Source organism: Streptomyces argenteolus (assembly GCF_042902585.1).
Classification (GTDB): Bacteria; Actinomycetota; Actinomycetes; order Streptomycetales; family Streptomycetaceae; genus Streptomyces; species Streptomyces argenteolus.
On sequence record NZ_JBIBEG010000002.1, the window covers coordinates 1,305,706 to 1,312,127 of the forward strand.

8 protein-coding genes are annotated in these 6,422 nt (G+C 68.6%); 5 read left to right on the forward strand and 3 right to left on the reverse strand.

The genetic code is table 11. The features are described 5' to 3' along the window. Positions 1–34 precede the first annotated feature (34 nt). From ACFY8O_RS12455 to ACFY8O_RS12470, 4 genes are all read left to right on the forward strand, one after another. A complete protein-coding gene (locus ACFY8O_RS12455) occupies positions 35–835 on the forward strand; it encodes an ABC transporter ATP-binding protein (protein ID WP_145802669.1) in 801 nt (266 codons plus the stop codon). A gap of 65 nt (positions 836–900) precedes the next feature. Next, positions 901–1,329, forward strand: a complete 429-nt coding sequence (locus ACFY8O_RS12460) for an NfeD family protein (protein WP_387901003.1) — start codon at positions 901–903, stop codon at positions 1,327–1,329. A gap of 137 nt (positions 1,330–1,466) precedes the next feature. Further along, positions 1,467–2,396, forward strand: a complete 930-nt coding sequence (locus tag ACFY8O_RS12465; protein ID WP_014157029.1) for an SPFH domain-containing protein — start codon at positions 1,467–1,469, stop codon at positions 2,394–2,396. An 84-nt stretch (positions 2,397–2,480) separates the two neighbouring features. Beyond that, positions 2,481–3,248 carry a sulfite exporter TauE/SafE family protein gene (locus ACFY8O_RS12470; RefSeq protein WP_387901005.1) on the forward strand — a complete coding sequence of 256 codons (768 nt, stop codon included), beginning with the start codon at positions 2,481–2,483 and terminating at the stop codon, positions 3,246–3,248. Between the two features lie 63 nt (positions 3,249–3,311). On the opposite strand, the gene ACFY8O_RS12475 is transcribed toward ACFY8O_RS12470, so the two are convergent. The 3 genes from ACFY8O_RS12475 to ACFY8O_RS12485 all read right to left on the reverse strand — a co-directional run bounded on the left by ACFY8O_RS12475 (position 3,312) and on the right by ACFY8O_RS12485 (position 5,331). After that, positions 3,312–3,818, reverse strand: coding sequence for an HNH endonuclease (locus ACFY8O_RS12475; RefSeq protein ID WP_145802674.1), 507 nt, complete (start codon positions 3,816–3,818; stop codon positions 3,312–3,314). Between the two features lie 141 nt (positions 3,819–3,959). Next, complete coding sequence (locus ACFY8O_RS12480; RefSeq protein ID WP_387901008.1) at positions 3,960–4,493, reverse strand: YbhB/YbcL family Raf kinase inhibitor-like protein; 534 nt, start codon at positions 4,491–4,493, stop codon at positions 3,960–3,962. A 55-nt stretch (positions 4,494–4,548) separates the two neighbouring features. Then, entirely contained in the window at positions 4,549–5,331 is a 783-nt protein-coding gene (locus ACFY8O_RS12485) for a sporulation protein (RefSeq protein ID WP_145802678.1), read from the reverse strand. An 85-nt stretch (positions 5,332–5,416) separates the two neighbouring features. Between ACFY8O_RS12485 and ACFY8O_RS12490 the strand changes: the two genes are divergently transcribed. Then, positions 5,417–6,058 carry a DNA-3-methyladenine glycosylase gene (locus ACFY8O_RS12490; RefSeq protein ID WP_387901011.1) on the forward strand — a complete coding sequence of 214 codons (642 nt, stop codon included), beginning with the start codon at positions 5,417–5,419 and terminating at the stop codon, positions 6,056–6,058. Positions 6,059–6,422: the final 364 nt, after the last annotated feature.

Below are 6,422 nucleotides of genomic sequence, written 5' to 3' on the forward strand. Positions count from 1 at the left end.
ACGATCTCGACACTGTATGGGGAGACAACGCGCCATGAGCGATGTACTGGAGCTGGTGGACGTATCCGTGGTCCGCGACGGACGCGCTCTGGTGGACGACGTCTCCTGGTCGGTCAAGGAGGGGGAGCGCTGGGTCATCCTGGGCCCGAACGGCGCCGGCAAGACCACCCTCCTCAACATCGCGTCCAGCTACCTCTTCCCCAGCACCGGTACGGCCAAGATCCTCGGCGAGCGGCTCGGCGGGGTGGGGACCGACGTCTTCGAGCTCCGGCCCCGCATCGGGATCGCCGGTGTGGCGATGGCCGAAAAGCTCCCCAGGCGCCAGACCGTGCTGCAGACGGTGCTCACCGCCGCGTACGGCATGACCGCCACCTGGCACGAGAACTACGAGGCCGTCGACGAGGAGCGCGCCCGCGCCTTCCTCGACCGCCTCGGCATGACCGAGTACCTCGACCGCAAGTTCGGCACGCTCTCCGAGGGTGAGCGCAAGCGCACCCTGATCGCCCGCGCCATGATGACCGACCCCGAGCTGCTCCTCCTCGACGAGCCCGCCGCGGGGCTCGACCTCGGCGGGCGCGAGGACCTGGTGCGCCGTCTGGGCCGGCTGGCCCGGGACCCGTACGCCCCCTCCATGATCATGGTCACCCACCACGTCGAGGAGATCGCCCCCGGCTTCACGCACGTCCTGATGATCCGCCAGGGCAAGGTGCTGGCCGCCGGCCCCATGGAGACCGAGCTCAGCTCCCGGAATCTCTCCCTCTGCTTCGGCCTGCCGCTCGTCGTCGAGCACCACGGCGACCGCTACACCGCCCGCGGGCTGCCCCTCGGCGGGTAGTCGCACCACGGCCAACCTCTCCGGCGCCCTGTCGGGGAGCACACTCGCGGTCCTACGATGACCCTGTGGACATCGACGCGTGGGTGTGGTGGCTGATCGGAGCGGTGGGACTGGGCATCCCCCTCGTCCTGACCGCGATGCCCGAATTCGGGATGTTCGCCGTCGGGGCGGTGGCCGCTGCCGTCGTCGCGGCCCTGGGCGGCGGCATCGTGGCCCAGGTGCTGGTCTTCGTCGTGGTGTCGGTGGCCCTGATCGCCGTCGTACGCCCCATCGCGGCCAGACACCGTGCGGGCCGCCCCGGGGAGGCCACCGGCATCGACGCCCTGAAAGGCCGTCAAGCCGTGGTGCTGGAAAGGGTGGACGCCAACGGCGGGCGCATCAAGCTCGCCGGTGAGGTCTGGTCCGCCCGCGCACTCGACGCCGGCCAGAGCTTCGAACCCGGCCTCCAGGTCGACGTCGTGGACATCGACGGTGCAACGGCCGTCGTCATGTGAGCGAACCGGTCACACGGCAGCTCGCAGTCTGCCACACTCGAAGTCGATCATCATGAGAACGCAACTGTCGTGACCACCACGACAGTTCGGCCTCGATCATCGCGATCCGTCGGCAACCGAAGGGCACGAGGCACACGATGCAACCGATCATCATCGTCCTGATCATTCTGGTGGTGCTCGTCTTCATCGCCCTGATCAAGACGATCCAGGTCATCCCGCAGGCCAGTGCCGCCATCGTGGAGCGCTTCGGCCGCTACACCCGCACCCTCAACGCCGGGCTGAACATCGTCGTCCCGTTCATCGACTCGATCCGCAACCGGATCGACCTCCGCGAACAGGTCGTCCCCTTCCCGCCGCAGCCGGTGATCACCCAGGACAACCTCGTCGTCAACATCGACACCGTCATCTACTACCAGGTGACCGACGCGCGCGCCGCCACCTACGAAGTCGCCAGCTACATCCAGGCGATCGAGCAGCTCACCGTCACCACCCTGCGCAACATCATCGGTGGCATGGACCTCGAGCGCACCCTGACCTCCCGCGAGGAGATCAACGCCGCGCTGCGCGGAGTCCTCGACGAGGCCACCGGCAAGTGGGGCATCCGCGTCAACCGCGTCGAGCTGAAGGCCATCGAGCCGCCCACCTCCATCCAGGACTCGATGGAGAAGCAGATGCGCGCCGACCGTGACAAGCGCGCCGCGATCCTGACCGCGGAAGGCATCAGGCAGTCCGCGATCCTCACCGCCGAAGGTGAGAAGCAGTCCGCGATCCTGCGCGCCGAGGGTGAGGCCAAGGCGTCCGCGCTGCGCGCCGAGGGCGAGGCCCAGGCCATCCGTACGGTCTTCGAGTCCATCCACGCGGGGGACCCGGACCAGAAGCTCCTCTCGTACCAGTACCTCCAGATGCTCCCCAAGATCGCCGAGGGGGACGCGAACAAGCTCTGGATCGTGCCCAGCGAGATCGGCGACGCGCTCAAGGGCCTCAGCGGGGCCTTCGGCAACCTCGGCAGCGGTGCCCCCGGCTTCAACACCGGTACGGAGCGCAGGGAGCAGCCCCCGGTCGAATGACCGGGAAACACCTTCGTGCATGATCAGTGAGGCCCCTCGACCTTCATGGCGGGGAGGCATCACTGACCATCGAAGGAGATGGCCTTGTCCATCTGGGAAATGCTCGCCGTCCTCGCGGCCGGGGTCGGCGCCGGCACGATCAACACCATCGTCGGATCCGGCACGCTGATCACCTTTCCGGTGCTGCTCGCCACCGGCCTGCCACCGGTCACCGCGACCGTGTCCAACGCACTCGGGCTGATCCCCGGCTCCATCAGCGGGGCGATCGGCTACCGCGAAGAACTCACCGGCCAGCGCCGCCGGATACTGAAGCTCAGCGCCGGCGCGCTGATCGGCGGACTCACCGGCGCGACGCTCCTGCTCGCCCTGCCCTCCACGGCGTTCGAGACGATCGTCCCCGTCCTGGTGGCCCTCGCGCTCGTCCTGGTGATCCTTCAGCCCCGCATCAGCAAGGCGGTCCAGCGCAGGCGTGAGCACAACGGGACCTCCGCCCGCCCCGACGGCGGGCCGCTGCTCTTCGTCGGCCTGATGCTCGCCAGCGTCTACGGGGGCTACTTCACGGCGGCGCAGGGCATCATCTACCTCTCCCTGATGGGCATGCTGCTCGACGACACGATGCAGCGCCTCAACGCCGTCAAGAACGTCCTCGCCGCCGTCGTGAACAGCATCGCGGCGCTCTTCTTCCTCTTCGTCGCCGACTTCGACTGGACGGCCGTCGTGCTCATCGCGCTGGGCTCCGCGATCGGCGGGCAGATAGGCGCCAAGGTCGGCCGCCGGCTCAGCCCGCGCTTCCTGCGGATCCTGATCGTCGTCGTCGGCACTGCGGCCATCGTCCAGCTGCTGCTCCGCTGACGCACGGGAGCCCGCCCCCTCCGGTCCGGGGGGACGGGCTCCACGTCCGTACACGCGCGTCGATCACGCCGCCGAGCGCGCCAGCCATTCCGGCAGCGCCGACCGGTCACCGGCCCCCAGCGCGAGCAGCATCGCGTCCGCCGGCGAGGGGACGTAGGGCTGCCGCAGCAGCGGCATGCCCGCCTGCTCGGGCGTCCGGGCCGCCTTGCGGTGGTTGTCCTCGGCACACGAGGCGACGGTGTTCAGCCAGGTGTCCTGACCGCCCTGGGCGCGCGGCACCACGTGGTCCACGGTGCTCGCCCGCCGGCCGCAGTACGCACACCGGTGCTGGTCCCGTATGAGCACACCCCTCCTGGACCACGGCGCGTGTCTTCGGAACGGCACCCGTACGTACCGGCAGAGTCTGATCACCCGGGGCACCGGGATGTCCACGGCGGCACCGCGCATACGGAGTCCGGGATGCGACTGCTCGACGACGGCCTTGTCCTGGAGGATCAGGACCACCGCGCGGTTGAGCGTCACCGTCGACAGCGGCTCGAAGCTCGCATTGAGTACAAGTGTGTCCCGCATCCCGCCCACCTCCCGTGTGCCGCCCGTCTGCCGGCGGACCCGGAACAACTCTGTCCGGGCGGACCGTGATGGACAACGCAATAAAAAGTGCCCTGCCCTGATCTCTCCAAGACCAGGGCAGGGCAAACAGGAGGCGAACCTTCAGCTTGTGGGAGCGGTGTACTCCCCGACGAGCTGCGCTCGGCCCAGGGTGTGGAACCGGAGATTGAATCCGACCGCCGCGGGCGAGGCGTCGCTGTCGGGGCCGAGCTTCTCGGTGTCCACCGCGTAGACGGTGAAGACGTAGCGGTGCTTCTCACCGGCCGGCGGCGCGGCACCGCCGAAGTCCTTCGACCCGTAGTCGTTCCGGGCCTGGACCGCCCCCGGGGGCAGCCCGGCGAAGGTCCCGCTCCCCGCACCGGCCGGGAGCTCCGTGACCGAGGCCGGGATGTCGAAGAGCACCCAGTGCCAGAACCCGCTGCCCGTCGGGGCGTCCGGGTCGAAGCACGTCACGGCGAAGCTCTTCGTCCCGGCGGGGAAGCCCTCCCACCGCAGCTGCGGCGAGGTGTTGCCCGCCGCGTACACCTGGGCGTCCGCCAGCACGGCACCCGGCGCGAGGTCCTCGCTCACCACGGTGAACGAAGGGACCTCCGGGTGGAAGTCGTGCGGCAGCGGCGCCCTCTTCGGCTCGGTCACGTCAGCACCTCTCCTGATCGGCTGTGGGATGTCCTTCCCTCGACCTTAGGGGGTGTCAGAGCCAGTTGCGCTGGCCCCCGACCTGCGCGAGCCACTGGTTGAGGTACGCGGCCCAGTCCGTGCCCTGGTAGTCGTTGAGACCCACCTTGAACGCGCGGTACGAGTCGCTGCCCTCGCTGAAGAGGCCCGGCTTCTTGTCCATCTCCAGGACGACGTCCATCTCACGGTCGTCGGCGATGAACGTCAGCTCCACCTGGTGCAGTCCGCGGTACTGCTGCGGCGGGAAGAACTCGATCTCCTGGTAGAAGGGCAGACGCTGGCGCGTACCGCGGATGTGCCCACGCTCCATGTCGGCGGAGCGGAAACCGAAGCCCAGCTGCCCGAAGGCGTCCAGGATGGCCTGCTGTGCGGGCAACGGGTGGACGTTGACGGGGTCGAGGTCGCCGGAGTCCACCGCACGGGCGATCTCCAGCTCCGTCGTCACCCCGATGTTCATGCCGCGCAGGTGCTGCCCGGCGAACATGGTGATCGGCGTCTCCCACGGCACCTCGAGCCCGAACGGCACGACGTGCACCGCGCCCGCCTTCACCTCGAAGGCACCGCCCAGGCGCTGCTTGGTGAACTCGATGTCCTGCTTGGTCTCCTGGTCCCCGCCCTCGACCTCGACCCGCGCCTGCATTCCGACCGAGAGCCCCTCGATCTGCTGGTCCACGGATCCCCCCTGGATCCGGACCTCGCCCTGGACGACCCCGCCGGGGACGACATTGAGTTCGGTCAGTTCGGTCTCGACCGAAGCACCGCCGGCACCCATGCTCGCGAGCAGCCGCTTGAAGCCCATGTTTTCCTCCTTGGTCCTGACCCCTACATACGCGCCACGACGGTAGCCGGTTCCCGGAGCGCCGAGCCCAGTACCCTCGGACGCCATGAACGAGGGCACGGACCACACCCCGCTCACGCGGGACTTCTTCGACCGCTCCGTCCAGGAGGTGGCCCCCGATCTGCTGGGCCGCATCCTCGTGAGGAACACCGACCAGGGCCCCATCGAGGTGCGGCTGACGGAGGTGGAGGCGTACGCGGGAGAGATCGACCCCGGCTCCCACGCCTTCCGCGGCCGCACGGCACGGAACAGTGTGATGTTCGGGCCGCCGGGCCACTCGTACGTCTACTTCACGTACGGGATGTGGCACTGCCTCAATCTGGTGTGCGGTCCCGAGGGCCGGGCGAGCGGAGTGCTGCTCCGCGCGGGGGAGATCGGCATCGGTGCGGACTTGGCCCGCAAACGTCGATTCTCGGCCCGCCACGACAGAGAACTGGCCAAAGGGCCGGCCCGGCTGGCCACCGCTCTCGACGTGGACCGCGCGCTGAACGGTGTCGACGTCGTGGGCTGTCCCCAGGGCCCCCTGTCCGTACTCCGGGGGACACCTCCACCCCGCGACCAGGTGCGGAGCGGTCCTCGGACCGGAGTGGGCGGTGACGGTGCCCATCAGCCGTGGCGCTTCTGGATCGACGGCGACCCCACGGTCAGCCCGTACCGGGCCCATGTGCCGCGCCGCCGCGCAACTTGACTCACCCCAGCCGTTTCCCTAATGTAGTCCGAGCCGCTTGAACGGATGCAGTTGTTGCAGGCACGGTCCATCGGACCGGGTCGAGGCATCGTGAGAGGGCCAACCACTACCTACGATTCACCCCTGGCGGGTGCAATTTCGGCATGCCGGAATTCGCCCCACGGCTCGATTTTGAGCCGCAGCGGAAATCCGCTAACGTAGTGGACACGCCGAAAGGGAAACGCGAAAGCGAAGAACTGGAAAGCGAAACAAGCAGTAACCCGCTTCGGCCGGGAATCGGACACGAAAGAGTCTGATAGAGTCGGAAACGCAAGAACGAAGGGAAGCGCCCGGAGGGCCCCGGTGAAACGGGACCGAAGGAAGC

What these genes read in the sequence shown, in the direction of transcription:
- ACFY8O_RS12455 (WP_145802669.1), top strand. Translation starts at nt 35, where the DNA reads ATGAGCGATGTACTGGAGCTGGTGGACGTATCCGTGGTCCGCGACGGA.
- ACFY8O_RS12465 (WP_014157029.1), top strand. Translation starts at nt 1,467, where the DNA reads ATGCAACCGATCATCATCGTCCTGATCATTCTGGTGGTGCTCGTCTTC.
- ACFY8O_RS12475 (WP_145802674.1), bottom strand. Translation starts at nt 3,818, where the DNA reads ATGCGGGACACACTTGTACTCAATGCGAGCTTCGAGCCGCTGTCGACG.
- ACFY8O_RS12485 (WP_145802678.1), bottom strand. Translation starts at nt 5,331, where the DNA reads ATGGGCTTCAAGCGGCTGCTCGCGAGCATGGGTGCCGGCGGTGCTTCG.
- ACFY8O_RS12490 (WP_387901011.1), top strand. Translation starts at nt 5,417, where the DNA reads ATGAACGAGGGCACGGACCACACCCCGCTCACGCGGGACTTCTTCGAC.